The 14,078-nt window shown below is 41.8% G+C and carries 15 protein-coding genes; all 15 read left to right on the plus strand.

Annotation, left to right across the window (positions count from 1 at the left end):
• The first annotated feature begins 121 nt into the window (after positions 1-121).
• Positions 122-1,048 (plus strand): sigma-E processing peptidase SpoIIGA, encoded by a 927-nt coding sequence (gene spoIIGA / locus ACIQ0C_RS09390; RefSeq protein WP_403059226.1) that lies wholly within the window; start codon positions 122-124, stop codon positions 1,046-1,048.
• Between the two features lie 58 nt (positions 1,049-1,106).
• The gene (gene sigE, locus ACIQ0C_RS09395; protein WP_034313874.1) at positions 1,107-1,826 is read left to right on the plus strand and encodes an RNA polymerase sporulation sigma factor SigE; all 720 of its coding nucleotides are present in this window, start codon (positions 1,107-1,109) and stop codon (positions 1,824-1,826) included.
• A 150-nt stretch (positions 1,827-1,976) separates the two neighbouring features.
• Positions 1,977-2,756 carry an RNA polymerase sporulation sigma factor SigG gene (gene sigG / locus ACIQ0C_RS09400; protein WP_034313871.1) on the plus strand — a complete coding sequence of 260 codons (780 nt, stop codon included), beginning with the start codon at positions 1,977-1,979 and terminating at the stop codon, positions 2,754-2,756.
• A gap of 228 nt (positions 2,757-2,984) precedes the next feature.
• A complete protein-coding gene (locus tag ACIQ0C_RS09405; protein ID WP_034313870.1) occupies positions 2,985-3,254 on the plus strand; it encodes a YlmC/YmxH family sporulation protein in 270 nt (89 codons plus the stop codon).
• Positions 3,255-3,309: 55 nt separating this feature from the next.
• The gene (pgeF, locus tag ACIQ0C_RS09410; RefSeq protein ID WP_403059228.1) at positions 3,310-4,137 is read left to right on the plus strand and encodes a peptidoglycan editing factor PgeF; all 828 of its coding nucleotides are present in this window, start codon (positions 3,310-3,312) and stop codon (positions 4,135-4,137) included.
• 2 nt (positions 4,138-4,139) lie between these two features.
• Positions 4,140-4,811: a YggS family pyridoxal phosphate-dependent enzyme gene (locus ACIQ0C_RS09415; RefSeq protein WP_402839673.1), complete on the plus strand. Its 672-nt coding sequence runs from the start codon at positions 4,140-4,142 to the stop codon at positions 4,809-4,811.
• Between the two features lie 21 nt (positions 4,812-4,832).
• Positions 4,833-5,297 (plus strand): cell division protein SepF, encoded by a 465-nt coding sequence (locus ACIQ0C_RS09420; protein ID WP_402839670.1) that lies wholly within the window; start codon positions 4,833-4,835, stop codon positions 5,295-5,297.
• 6 nt (positions 5,298-5,303) lie between these two features.
• Entirely contained in the window at positions 5,304-5,570 is a 267-nt protein-coding gene (locus ACIQ0C_RS09425) for a YggT family protein (RefSeq protein WP_053534342.1), read from the plus strand.
• A gap of 134 nt (positions 5,571-5,704) precedes the next feature.
• A complete protein-coding gene (locus tag ACIQ0C_RS09430) occupies positions 5,705-6,478 on the plus strand; it encodes a YlmH family RNA-binding protein (protein ID WP_403059230.1) in 774 nt (257 codons plus the stop codon).
• 85 nt (positions 6,479-6,563) lie between these two features.
• Complete coding sequence (locus tag ACIQ0C_RS09435) at positions 6,564-7,079, plus strand: DivIVA domain-containing protein (protein WP_402839664.1); 516 nt, start codon at positions 6,564-6,566, stop codon at positions 7,077-7,079.
• Positions 7,080-7,473: 394 nt separating this feature from the next.
• A complete protein-coding gene (ileS, locus tag ACIQ0C_RS09440; RefSeq protein WP_403059444.1) occupies positions 7,474-10,242 on the plus strand; it encodes an isoleucine--tRNA ligase in 2,769 nt (922 codons plus the stop codon).
• A gap of 198 nt (positions 10,243-10,440) precedes the next feature.
• Entirely contained in the window at positions 10,441-10,911 is a 471-nt protein-coding gene (lspA, locus tag ACIQ0C_RS09445) for a signal peptidase II (protein ID WP_034313851.1), read from the plus strand.
• Positions 10,904-11,821 (plus strand): RluA family pseudouridine synthase, encoded by a 918-nt coding sequence (locus ACIQ0C_RS09450; protein ID WP_402839660.1) that lies wholly within the window; start codon positions 10,904-10,906, stop codon positions 11,819-11,821. The genes lspA and ACIQ0C_RS09450 overlap by 8 nt, the downstream gene beginning before the upstream one ends.
• A 195-nt stretch (positions 11,822-12,016) precedes the next feature.
• Positions 12,017-12,559: a bifunctional pyr operon transcriptional regulator/uracil phosphoribosyltransferase PyrR gene (gene pyrR / locus ACIQ0C_RS09455; RefSeq protein WP_402839658.1), complete on the plus strand. Its 543-nt coding sequence runs from the start codon at positions 12,017-12,019 to the stop codon at positions 12,557-12,559.
• A 176-nt stretch (positions 12,560-12,735) separates the two neighbouring features.
• Positions 12,736-14,025: a solute carrier family 23 protein gene (locus tag ACIQ0C_RS09460; RefSeq protein ID WP_402839655.1), complete on the plus strand. Its 1,290-nt coding sequence runs from the start codon at positions 12,736-12,738 to the stop codon at positions 14,023-14,025.
• Positions 14,026-14,078 lie beyond the last annotated feature (53 nt).

Raw genomic sequence — 14,078 nt, forward strand, 5'->3', positions numbered from 1 at the left:
AGGGTAAAAATGACTGAAAAACTCTTAAGTTTTCGGTACAAAAAGTGACACACTTTCTAAGGGCAGGTACGCTATACTTTTTGCTAGTGGAAGGTTAGTTCATATAAGGAGGGGAGGGTGTTTGACTTTATATTTAGATGTGATCTGGTTATTGAATTGGTTATTTGACTGCCTCCTTTTATATTGGACCGCAATCATTCTCAAACGAAGGGTAGCTCTTTGGCGGGTGTGCATCGGCGGACTGATTGGTTCCTTCATTATCGTATTGGCATTCACTCCTTTTTATGCAATTGCCGACCGGGTATACATGAAGATTTTCGTATCCATGGTCATGGTGCTGGCAACCTTTGGGTTCAATAGGTTAAAACTTTTCGTGAAATCGGTGGCCACTTTATATTTTGTGACATTTTTATCGGGAGGAATCCTTCTGGGACTTCACTACTTATTTGAATTCCAAATCGTGTCCAAGGACCCTGGTCAATATGCCGGAATCAATCGTTTTGGCGACCCTGTCAGCTGGATATTCGTAATGATCGGGTTCCCGCTCGCATGGCAATTTTCCAAGCGAACACTTGAAGGGATGGAAATGACCAAGCTTACACATGAACAAATGGTTTCGGTCTCGGTTAAAATTTCTGACTTTGAAGGAACGTTTCATGGATTGGTGGATAGCGGCAATCAACTATATGACCCGATTACACGTTCCCCAGTAATGATCATCTCTCTTTCAGGCGGGGAAACAGGAATTCCGAACGATATGCTGGAGCTCTTTAAAAACCCTGATAACCTGATTAGTCAGGAAGTGCAGCCCGAATATTCATGGACAGGAAGAATGCGTGTCATCCCTTATAAAGTCGTAGGGCATGAGCATCAGCTGTTAACCGCAATCAAACCGGATTATATTAAAATCGTTCAAGGAGAAAAAGAATTTCATGTCAAGCAGGGTCTCGTTTCGTTTACCTTTCAACAACTCTCTCCCGATAATAGCTATCAATCTATCGTTCACCCGAAGATGTTAACCGGGATCCCGGTACAAACTGCCTCCTGAACCATCGATTCACTCTTAAATTTGACCCATAATCCGTTTATTAGAAGGGAGAATTATTTTGAAGAAATTCATTCTTCGGCTCACTTACTTTTGGTACAAACTATTGTTCAAGCTCGGATTGAAAACGGACGAAATATTTTATATAGGAGGGAGTGAGGCGCTGCCGCCACCCCTTTCAAAGGAAGAAGAGGCAATACTGATCAATAAATTACCAAATGGTGATGAAGCTGCACGCTCGATCTTGATTGAACGTAATTTAAGGCTGGTTGTTTACATTGCCAGGAAATTCGAAAATACTGGCATCAACATTGAAGATTTAATCAGCATAGGTACCATAGGTTTGATCAAAGCTGTGAATACATTCAATCCTGAGAAGAAAATAAAACTGGCTACATATGCATCGAGATGCATCGAGAATGAAATATTGATGTATTTACGCAGAAATAACAAAATCCGCTCTGAAGTTTCTTTTGATGAGCCTCTGAATATTGATTGGGATGGAAATGAACTTCTGTTATCGGATGTACTTGGTACGGATGATGACATTATCACGAAAGACCTTGAGGCAAACGTTGACCGTAAGCTCCTGACAAAAGCACTTACACAGTTATCAGAACGTGAAAAACAGATAATGGAACTCCGTTTTGGACTTGCAGGCGGGGAAGAAAAAACCCAAAAGGACGTTGCCGACATGCTGGGGATTTCCCAATCTTACATTTCGCGTTTAGAAAAAAGGATTATTAAGAGGCTTCGTAAAGAATTTAATAAAATGGTGTAAAAAAATAAAGTGCTTAAATGTCAATCAAATCAATACTTTGGTAGCTATATTGAAAAATAATCGGGATTTTCTGTTCTAGCCATGTGCATATTTTTTCCTCCCGCGGAAATACTGTTTTTTGTACAGCGCTCCTGTGAGGAGGGAATAATTTTGTCTCGTAATAAGGTTGAAATCTGCGGTGTGGATACATCAAAATTACCGGTTTTAAAGAATGAAGAAATGAGAAAACTCTTTAAAGAACTGCAAGATGGCGATATTTCAGCAAGAGAGAAACTGGTAAACGGGAATCTTCGACTCGTTCTAAGCGTCATTCAACGCTTCAACAATCGGGGAGAGTATGTAGATGATCTATTTCAGGTAGGCTGTATAGGGTTGATGAAGTCGATAGATAACTTTGACCTAGGTCAAAATGTTAAGTTTTCAACGTATGCTGTACCGATGATTATTGGAGAAATCAGAAGATATCTCCGTGACAATAATCCGATTCGGGTATCCCGTTCTTTAAGAGACATCGCTTACAAAGCTTTGCAGGTAAAAGAAAAGCTCATAAGCCAGACCCTTCGTGAGCCGACAGCTGAAGAAATCGCCAAGGTGTTGGAAGTTCCTCATGAAGAAATTGTTTTTGCACTAGATGCTATACAAGATCCAGTTTCACTTTTTGAACCGATTTATAATGATGGCGGGGATCCGATTTATGTACTCGACCAACTGAGTGATGAAAAAAATAAAGATAGTACCTGGATTGATGAAATAGCTATAAATGAAGGCATGAGACGGTTGAATGACCGGGAAAAAATGATCCTTCGCAAACGGTTTTTCCAAGGGAAGACGCAAATGGAGGTAGCCGAGGAAATCGGCATTTCACAAGCACAGGTCTCCCGATTGGAAAAAGCGGCAATCAAGCAAATGAATAAAAATATCCAACAGTAGAAGCTGAGCAAGAGAAAAAGTTAGCTGAAGCGGGTAGGGCAAAAATGTCGGTACCCGCTTCACAGCTACTTATCCATTGCGGCTTTTTTATTTTGTTGAAAATCCCTTCCGGAAGGGATCGTGAATCGTGGACGTTTATTTATCGTAATCTTCATCCTTGAGCGCATCTTGTCATATACATAGGAATAGGACCTTCATCTATGATGAATTTTTGAGGAGCTGAGTGATGTGACCAGGATTTCCGAATTTCAAATTAAGGATATCGTCAATATAGCGGATGGTAAGAAATTGGGTAATATGTCAGACCTTGAAATAAATACGGCCACGGGGAAAATAGAGGCAATCGTCGTTTCAAATGGCACCAGATTAATGGGTTTTTTTGGGAGAGAGCAGGATATTGTGATTCCATGGCGCAAAATAAAAAAAATCGGTGCAGATGTCATACTTGTTGAACATCAGACGGTATTTCAAGGAGAACTGAAAGATGAACGTTTTTAAAGGTGCGTGGCGCAAATATATGATACACTAGACTAAAAATAAAGAGGTTTATAGCATGAAAGAGCCATTTGTTTTAATAAAAGACCAATATATGCTCATTGACAGCTGGAGACAAAAAAATCTCCAGCTCGTAGCGGGCTTCACCACAAAAAACGGGGGGGTCAGTACAGCTGATTTTCAAACATTGAATACCGGTTTTCATGTCGGGGATAAACTTGAAGATGTCCAGGGAAACCGCAGGATTATAGCCGATAAGCTGATGTATCCGCTTAATGAATGGATAGGTGCCGAGCAGACTCATGAAACGAATATCCATCAGGTTACCAGCCGCGATGGCGGGAGGGGCGCTACGGATTATGATTCAGCCTTTAAAGCGACTGATGGATTCTATACGAAGGACCAAAACGTTCTATTGACCCTTTGCTATGCAGACTGCGTGCCCTTATACTTTCTTGCTCCGGCACATGGAATGATTGGGGTTGCACATGCTGGCTGGAAGGGTACGGTTAATGGAATTGCACGAAAAATGGTTGGGGCATGGCTGAATGAGGGTATAAAAGCAAGTGAGATATTTGCTGTTATTGGACCGTCGATTTGTTCGAAATGCTATGTAGTTGATGATTATGTCATGGATTTAGTGCAGAATTTGCTGGTAGATATTGACGAAAAGCCCTATAATTTAATCAGTGAAGGACAATATCAGTTAGACCTTAAGCAACTTAATGCATTGATTCTTCAAAAATCAGGAATTCCAAATAGTCAGATCGACGTTACATCATACTGTACAAGCTGCGATCATGAATTGTTTTTTTCACATCGCCGTGATAATGGGAAGACAGGCAGATTGATGAGTTTTATCGGTTGGAAGGAGGATTTAGAGTAACAGTGAAAGTAGTGGACAATTTAAAAAACATCGAAGAAAAAATAAATATAGCATGTGAAAATAGTGGAAGGGACCGTGATGCGATTAAGTTGATCGCAGTGACGAAATATGTTTCGGTCGAGAGAGCGAATGAAGCATTGGAAGCGGGAATACTTGATTTGGGTGAAAACCGTGACGAAGGGCTTCTGGCTAAATATGAAGTGCTGAAGGACAAGCCAAACTGGCATTATATTGGTTCCATGCAAACACGTAAAGTCAAGAATGTCATCGATAAAATTTCATATATCCATTCATTGGATCGCATTTCTTTGGCAGAAGAAATTCAAAAACGCGCAAATGAGCCGATAAACTGTTTAGTGCAGGTGAATGTTTCAGGTGAGGAATCAAAACATGGTCTGAATCCTGAGGCGACAATTGATTTCATAAAAGGGTTATCTGATTTTGATAAGGTGAATGTTGCAGGATTGATGACGATGGCTCCATTGACCGATGATGAACAGATTTTGCGGGAATGTTTCCGGAAACTGAAAGGCATCCAGGTTGAAATACAAGATTTAGAGTTGAAGCATGCCCCCTGTACTGAATTGTCCATGGGTATGTCCAATGATTTCATGATTGCCATTGAGGAAGGCGCTACAATGATAAGGATTGGTACAGCACTTGTTGGCGAATAATTTTAAGGAGGTACGCTATAGATGTCGTTCGTATCAAAATTTAAATCTTATTTCGCGCTGGATGATGAGTACGAGTACAGGGATGAAGTGGTGGAAGAAGAGGAGGCTGAACCGAAAGTCGTGAAGTCAGCTAAACAGCAACAGTCCGCTTCTGCAGGGAATAATGCCAATCAGAATATCGTAAGTTTGCAAAGCGTACAGAAATCTTCTAAAGTAGTATTATTGGAGCCGCGTGCTTATGCAGAAGCCCAGGAGGTAGCTGACCATTTGAAAAACAGGCGCGCAGTAGTCGTGAACCTTCAACGAATCCAGCATGACCAAGGAAAGCGAATCATCGATTTTCTAAGTGGGACTGTTTATGCAATCAGCGGGGATATCCAAAAAATCGGAACAGATATATTCTTATGTACCCCGGACAACGTCGATGTTTCCGGTAATATTACCGGCTTCGCCGCCGAAGAGGAGTACGAAGAAGCGAGGTGGTAATGGTTAATGGGTTTAGTGCTTCAGGGTTTATATTATTTAATTGAAATTTATTCAATGGCATTAATCGTTTACATATTGATGTCATGGTTCCCCAATGCAAGGGAGACATCAATCGGTCAATTTTTGGAAAAAATTTGCGAACCGTATTTAGAACCGTTCAGAAAGTTCATTCCGCCGCTTGGCATGATTGACCTTTCACCTCTTGTGGCCTTGCTGGTTCTTAATTTTGCCAGCGGTTATGGAATCCATTACTTACAGACCTTAATAGGATGATCAGCAATTAACCTGACATGCATCTTACTACACAGCCGGAACATTTTCCGCTGTGTAGTTGCAACGCAGAATGAGTTTAATCAATTCCTTATGATCGACCATTAATTTGATAACTAAGGAGCATTTATTCAATCATGAGTATTTATCAGCATTTCAGGCCGGAGGAAAAAGATTTTATTGACCAGGCTTTGAATTGGATTGATCAGGTTAAAAATTCCTACGCTCCGAAACTATCTGATTTTCTTGATCCGCGTCAGCAGGAAATCCTTACTTCCCTAATGGGGAATGATCCGGAAGCGAAACTGCAATTCAATGGCGGGAGCGATTTCGTAGAGCGAAAACGTGTGCTCATTTACCCTGATTATTACTCTCCTGAACCATCTGATTTCAATATCTCCTTATACGATATCTCCTATCCAAAAAAATTTGTAACGCTTGAACATAGGCAAATACTTGGAACCTTGATGTCACTAGGGGTAAAACGTGAAAAATTTGGTGATATAATAGTGACGGATGAGCATATTCAATTTATAGCTGCCGAAGAGATGGATTCATATCTCGTTGGGAATCTGGATAAAATAGGTAATGCTTCCGTTTCCATCAAACGGCTTCCAATCGAGAATATCGTCCAAGTTAAGGAAAAATGGGAAGAGCAAGTAACCACCGTCAGTTCTCTTAGGCTTGACAGTGTGCTATCGGCCGTCCTGAATTTGTCCCGTCAAAAAACCCAGTCCTTGATAACGTCAGGAAAAGTAAAGGTGAATTTCAAGCAAACGGAAAGCGTCTCGGAAGAATGCCGTGAAGGTGACACACTTTCCATCCGAGGTTTTGGCAGATGTAAAATAGCTTCGATCGATGGGAAAACCAAGAAGGATAAGTGGAGAATCTCGTTAGGCAGACAAAAATAATTCAAGAAAAAGCAGGATTCATAAATATATTGTCGAATATAGAGTTTTAACATACAAGAGTAGAAACCGTTCTGGAGGTGCCGTAATGCCCTTAACCCCGATAGATATACATAACAAGGAATTTAGCAAAGTATTTCGAGGGTATGATGAAGATGAAGTAAATGAATTTCTCGACCAGGTCATTAAGGATTATGAACTGATTTTGAGGGAGAAGAAGGAACTGGAAGATAAACTGAACGAGACTTTTGATCGTTTGGGACATTTTACGACAATTGAGGGTACACTTAACAAGTCGATTATTGTCGCTCAAGAAGCAGCCGAAGAATTAAGGCGCAATGCCCAAAAAGAAGCGAAACTGATCATAAAGGAAGCAGAGAAAAATGCTGACCGGATTGTAAATGAGTCACTTGTGAAAGCAAGGAAAATAGCGATGGATATCGAAGATTTGAAAAAACAATCCAAAGTATTCCGGACACGTTTCAAAATGCTTGTCGGTGCACAGTTGGATTTGCTGGACAATGACGATTGGGATCATCTTCTGGATTATGAAGTGGATGCGACTGAAATAGAATTAAATGAGAGAGTGGAAGAGGAAATTTAAACGATTCCTTGACTTTGAACACTTTTTTCGCATATAATTTTTTAACAATACTATTCATTATGAAATTAGACGATGACAGGGAAAGTAAATTCTTCACACACTTATTTTTAGCGAACCGGGGATGGTGAAAGCCCGGAATAAGCGAAGATATTGAAGATCACCCTTGAGTTCTGAGTTGAACCTGCTTTTGCAGTAAGTAAATGAAGCGTTTCATTCACGTTACGAATGCTCGAGAGGTTGGATTCACTTCGTGAATCTTTCTAGCCAGGGTGGTACCGCGGGAAGCAAAGCTTTCTCGTCCCTTATTTAGGGATGAGAGGGCTTTTTATTTTGGCCGGATATCAAGTCATCGGTTCGAATGAATTTTTTTAAAAGACGGATGGAGGATTTTATGATGGAATACAAAGATACCTTATTGATGCCTAAAACTGAATTTCCAATGCGGGGGAATTTGCCGAAACGTGAACCGGAAATCCAAGAAAAATGGAAAGAAATGAACATCTATAAAAAAGTGCAAGAACAAACTGAAGGACGTCCTTTATTCATTTTGCATGATGGACCTCCATATGCCAACGGCGATATCCACATGGGCCATGCAATGAATAAGGTTTTAAAGGATTTCATTGTCCGATTTAAATCGATGAGCGGTTTTCAAGCACCGTATGTACCTGGCTGGGATACACATGGGCTTCCAATCGAAACGGCATTGACGAAAAAAGGCGTGAAACGGAAAGAAATGAGCGTTGCCGAATTCAGAAAGCTTTGTGAAGAGTATGCTTATGGTCAGATTGACAATCAACGTGAGCAGTTTAAGAGAATAGGGGTCCGTGGTGATTGGGAAAATCCTTATATCACATTGAAGCCTGAATATGAAGCACAGCAAATCAAGGTATTCGGTGAAATGGCGAAAAAAGGCTACATTTATAAAGGGAAAAAACCTGTTTACTGGTCCCCATCAAGTGAATCAGCGCTAGCCGAAGCTGAAATTGAATATCAAGACAAACGCTCTGCGTCGATCTATGTTGCTTTTGAAGTCACAGATGGCAAAGGTGTAATCGATGAAGGTGTCAAAATCATCATCTGGACGACAACTCCATGGACGATTCCAGCTAATCTTGGTATCTCATTGCATCCGCAATTAAATTATGTAGTGGTGGCTGTCGAAAATGAAAAATTCTTACTTGCTGAGGCACTGCTTGAATCGGTTACGGAAACATTAGGCTGGGAGAACCCGTCTATCCAAAAAACAGTAAAAGGGAGCGAGCTTGACCGTGCTGTTGCCAAACATCCTCTTTATGACCGCGAATCTTTAGTGATGTTAGGTGAGCACGTAACGACTGAAGCTGGAACGGGTTGTGTTCATACTGCACCTGGTCATGGTGAAGATGACTTTATCGTTGGGCAAAAATATGGCTTGGACGTACTTTGTCCTGTAGATGAAAAAGGGGTCATGACGGAAGAAGCAGGGGAATTTGCCGGATTATTTTATGATCAAGCGAATAAACCGATTACCGAAAAATTAACTGAAGCAGGCGCGTTATTGAACTTGACGTTCATCACGCACTCATACCCACATGACTGGCGGACGAAGAAGCCAACGATCTTCCGTGCAACAGCACAATGGTTCGCGTCGATCAAGGACTTCCGTAATGAACTTCTGGAAGCGATTGAAGAAACGAAATGGGTACCGGCTTGGGGCGAAACGCGCCTATTCAATATGGTCCGTGACCGTGGGGATTGGTGTATATCCCGCCAACGCGCTTGGGGCGTTCCAATTCCAGTGTTTTATGCAGAAAATGGCGAGCCGATCATTACGGATGAAACCATCGACCATATTTCAAACCTATTCCGCGAACAGGGTTCAAACATCTGGTTTGAGCGTGAAGCGAAAGATCTTCTGCCTGAAGGCTATACACATGAAGGCAGCCCGAATGGTATCTTCACGAAAGAAACGGATATCATGGACGTATGGTTCGATTCCGGATCTTCTCATCAAGCGGTACTTGAAGAAAGAGACGACTTGCAACGCCCTGCTGACCTTTATTTAGAAGGGTCCGATCAATATCGCGGCTGGTTTAACTCATCACTTTCAACAAGCGTTGCGGTTACAGGCAAAGCACCATATAAAGGTGTACTTAGCCACGGGTTCGCATTGGATGGCGAAGGCCGTAAAATGAGTAAGTCGATTGGGAACGTTGTACTGCCATCCAAGGTCATGAACCAACTTGGTGCAGATATCTTACGCCTTTGGGTAGCTTCGGTGGATTACCAATCGGATGTCAGGGTTTCCGATCCTATTTTAAAACAAGTTTCGGAAGTTTACCGTAAAATCCGTAATACATTCCGCTTCCTGTTAGGGAACTTGGATGGATTCAATCCAAAAACCGATAAAGTGGCAGTTCAAGAATTGCCTGAAGTCGATCGATACATGCTGGTTAAATTAAATAAACTGATCAAACAATCGAAGCTAAGTTATGAAAATTATGAGTTTGCTACTATTTATAATATGGTCAATAATTTCTGTACACAGGATTTAAGTTCGTTCTACCTTGATTATGCAAAAGACATTCTTTATTGTGAAGCACCAAATGGTAAAGAGCGTTTGGCCATTCAAACGGTCCTTTACGAATCATTGGTCAGCTTAACCAAATTGGTGTCACCGATCCTCTCTCATACAGCTGATGAAGTATGGGCGTTCATTCCGGGTGTAACGGAAGAAAGTGTACAGTTGACATTGATGCCTGAAGAGATTTCCATTGATGATGCTGAGGTCATTGAGTCAAAATGGACGGCGTTCATGGATGTCCGTGATAATGTTCTGAAAGCATTAGAAGAAGCCCGTAACCAGAAGGTCATCGGAAAATCACTGAACGCTAAAGTGATGGTATATGTTAATGAAGAAACGAAGAATCTGCTTGATGGCATCAAGGAAAGCTTTGAACAGCTATTCATCGTATCCGAATTCGAAATCGCTGGCGATGTGGCAAGTGCCCCGGCAGAAGCGGTTAAACTTGAGGATATAGCGATCCTTGTTACAAAAGCAGAAGGTGAAACGTGTGAACGTTGCTGGAATGTTTCGAAGGAAGTAGGCCAAGTGGAAGATCATCCAACACTTTGCCCACGTTGTGCTACAGTCGTGAAAAAGCATTACGTGAATCAATAATTCCTGCAAAAAAGCCGGTCCCTATATGAAGGGCCGGCTTTTTTGTGGTAATGAAAACTAAAACCCCAAACGGGAATTTTGCTTTTATCCAACCTTCCCGATATTCTTCAGGTACAGTTCTGTTTTTCGGATTAGTCATTATTTCTAGTTTATGCTACAATTCAAAAGTGAAGATTTGATTAGTTTGGGGGAAAAAATGTGTTTTATTATTTGATTGCCCTTTTGGTCATAGCTCTCGATCAGCTGACAAAATGGATGATTGTGAAAAAAATGGAGTACGGAGAAAGCATTGAAATTATTGAAAACCTTCTATATATCACCTCGCATCGTAATCGTGGGGCAGCATGGGGAATTCTACAAGGTCAAATGTGGTTTTTCTACATCATCACCATCGCTGTCATTATTGGACTTGTCTATTATATTCAGAAAATGGCGAAGGAAAGCATTTTGCTTGGAGTTGCACTTGGTCTCATGCTAGGCGGTGCGATTGGTAATTTCATCGATCGTGTTGCTCGTCAGGAAGTAGTGGATTTCGTTCATACCTATATTTTCAGCTACAGTTTCCCTGTATTCAATGTTGCTGATGCCGCGCTTTCAATTGGTGTCGGACTGCTCGTGATTCATATGTTTTTAGAAGAAAAAAACGCTAAGGAGAAAGATAATGGATAAAAGGTTATACAGCATCGATGAAACACTAAAAGGAGTTAGGATTGATAAGGCCCTTTCCACTTTGAATGAGGAATGGTCTCGCACTCAGGTCCAGCAATGGATCAAGGATGATCATGTTTTGGTAAATGGCGCGGTTATTAAGACGAATTACAAAGCTGTTCCTGGCGATACAATCGAAGTGACGATTCCAGACCTTGAGGAATTGGATGCGGTAGCAGAGGAAATGGATTTGGATATCTATTATGAAGATGCAGATGTACTCGTGGTTAATAAACCGAGCGGTATGGTCGTCCATCCGGCACCGGGGCATGTATCTGGTACGCTTGTAAATGGATTGATGGCTCACTGCAAGGATCTTTCTGGAATCAACGGTGTCATGCGTCCTGGAATCGTCCATCGGATCGACAAAGATACATCAGGTCTATTGATGGTTGCCAAAAATGATATGGCACATGAGAAACTGGTACAGCAGCTCGTTGACAAAACGGTTACACGTAAGTATCAAGCTGTAGTTCATGGTGTGATCCCTCATGATTTCGGAACGATCGATGCACCGATCGGCCGCGATAAAAAAGATCGCCAAAGCATGACTGTCACAGATTCGAATGCCAAAAATGCTGTCACGCATTTCCGTGTCATCGAACGCTTCAAAGATTTCACTTTGGTGGAATGCCAGCTTGAAACAGGAAGGACACATCAAATCCGTGTTCACATGAAATACATTGGCTTCCCACTGGCGGGTGATCCGAAATATGGTCCGAAAAAGACCCTGAAATTAGATGGACAAGCGTTACACGCCGGTCTTTTAGGTTTCATTCATCCACGTACAAATGAGTATATGGAATTCGAAGCTCCGATTCCGGAAGAGTTTGAGAATTTAATTAATCAATTACGTAGAAGTAAGGATTGACAAATTCATTTTTCTGATATATCATAATAACAACTTAATAAGAACCTTTAACACAGTTCAGAGAGACTGAGAAGGAAACGGATACGCAAAGTGGGATATTTATGCCCATTGCGATAAAATCCTCATGCCTTCTTGGCATGAGGATTTTTTGTTGAAATTGACTTATCAGAAAAAAGAATCGGGGTGGCCGACGTGTTGAATGAGAAAGCCATAGTACTTGATGAGCAGGCCATTAGAAGAGCCTTGACGAGAATTGCCCATGAAATTATTGAGAAAAATAAGGGGATTGAGGATTGCGTCTTAATCGGGATACGTACACGCGGGATTTTCCTCGCTGACCGACTTGCAAAGCGCATCAATCAAATAGAAGGCAAGGAAATAGAACTGGGTGAACTGGATATTACACTTTATCGCGATGACCTTTCGAAAAAGACCAATGATGGGGAACCCATCGTAAAAGGCTCAGATATTCCGGTCAATATCACTGACAAGAAAGTGATTTTAGTGGATGATGTTCTTTTCACAGGCAGAACCGTTAGAGCGGCAATGGATGCTCTGGTGGATTTGGGAAGACCTTCGCAGATCCAGCTCGCCGTATTAGTGGATAGGGGACACAGGGAATTGCCGATTCGCGCGGATTTCGTCGGCAAAAACGTTCCGACTTCCCAATCTGAAAAAATTACAGTTACTTTAACAGAAGTGGATGAAGTAGATCAAGTTACTATATTAGAAAACTAAACACCATGAAAATTTCATATTACCCTTTTAAAGACAGTCCAGAGAGGCTGGCAAAGGGGAGTCAATCGGGAGAGCTGTGCCTATGTATAGGCATTTACCTTCTGAGAAACCCTCTTTGTATAATGCAAAGAGGGTTTTTACAGTTTTGATGGAATTTTCATGAGGGGGATACGAAAATGGAAGAAATGAAAAGGGACATCGTACTGGATGTCGAGGACGTGCCAAAGGCTGGCCAGTGGATTACGTTAAGTATCCAGCATTTGTTCGCAATGTTCGGTGCAACGGTGCTGGTGCCATTTCTGGTAGGATTAAGCCCGGCGGTAGCACTGGTTTCAAGCGGCTTGGGCACACTTTCATACTTATTGATAACGAAAGGTCAGATACCGGCTTATCTCGGTTCATCTTTCGCTTTCATTACACCAATCATCGCGGCTAAGGCTTTGGGAGGTCCGGAAGCGGCCATGATCGGCTGTTTTGCGGCAGGGTTCATATATGGGATTGTAGCTTTGATCATCCAAAAAGTCGGATTGCGCTGGTTAATGAATATACTTCCTCCGGTTGTGGTGGGTCCGGTGATTATCGTAATCGGATTAAGCCTTGCCGGAACGGCAGTGGACATGGCAATGTATGATCCACAAGATAAATACAGCGTCACATATATAGTTATAGCGCTGATCACATTAGCGGTAACCATCATCTGTAACGTGTTCTTCAAGGGATTCATTAACTTGATCCCCATTTTAATGGGAATCATAGTGGGCTACGGCTGTTCGGCTGTTGCAGGAATAATAGATTATGAACCGATCAAGGCAGCAAAATGGTGGGAAATGCCTGAATTCATGTTTCCCTATGTAACCTATACACCGTCCTTCTCATGGGAAGTCATTGCCATCATGGTACCGGTTGCCATCGTAACTTTATCAGAACATATCGGACACCAGATGGTACTGAGCAAAGTGGTAGGCAGGAACTTTTTGGAAAAACCAGGTTTGCATCGCTCAATTTTAGGAGATGGCGCAGGAATCATGATTGGTTCCTTCATCGGTGGGCCGCCGCTGACTTCATATGGTGAAAATATTGGGGTCCTGACAATGACTAAGGCGTACAGTGTGTATATCATCGGAGGGGCAGCATTGACTGCAATCATCTTTGGCTTTAACGGTAAGATTTCAGCAGTCATCAGCTCGATACCTACAGCTGTGATGGGCGGCATTTCCATCTTGCTCTTCGGTATCATCGCTTCAAGTGGATTGAGGATGCTGATTGATAATAAGGTCGACTTTGACAAGAAAAGAAACCTGATGATAGCTTCAGTCATCTTGGTGTTAGGAATCGGAGGAGCGTTCGTACAACTATCGGAAACGGTATCGCTTTCCGGAATGGCACTTTCAGCCATCGTCGGAATCCTTCTTAACTTGATTCTTCCGGACCGGGAAAAAATATCCGGAGATATATTTGGAAAGTAAGATATTGCATCAAAATAATAGATCACCTTTTAAAAGAAGTCCAGAGAGGCTTA

Source organism: Peribacillus sp. NPDC096448, assembly GCF_044762675.1.
GTDB lineage: Bacteria > Bacillota > Bacilli > Bacillales > DSM-1321 > Peribacillus > Peribacillus frigoritolerans_B.